This window comes from Halorubellus amylolyticus, from assembly GCF_034808145.1.
GTDB lineage: Archaea > Halobacteriota > Halobacteria > Halobacteriales > Natrialbaceae > Halorubellus.
The window spans coordinates 1-275 of sequence record NZ_JAXHGM010000054.1 but is presented as its reverse complement, the minus strand read 5'-3'; the positions used below and the strand labels follow the sequence as shown (position 1 = coordinate 275).

Genomic DNA, 275 nt, shown 5'->3' with positions numbered 1-275 from the left:
CAACGCATAAAGTAGCCACCTAGGGTTAGGTCCGATGAATCCTTAACAAATGCACTCTTAGCAGATCTTAAATTGGATAATTCCTTGCAATATATTATAGATAAGTCGCGCTCTCGAGTAATAGAGACAACAACACCTGGATAATTCTTTCCACCACTAAGTAAAACTAAAGACCTACCAACCCCATCAAAACAGTGAGCAACACTCAAGAATTTCCCTTCACCGACATGCAACGCATAAGCTCTGAAACCTGCATAACTAACTTGAACATACGC

The 275-nt window shown here is 40.4% G+C and carries 1 protein-coding gene; it reads right to left on the bottom strand.

Annotated features, from left to right (window positions below; all coding sequences use genetic code 11):
• Positions 1-275, bottom strand: a 275-nt coding sequence (locus tag SM754_RS20250) for a hypothetical protein (protein ID WP_323677944.1), incomplete at both ends; no start/stop codon positions are given.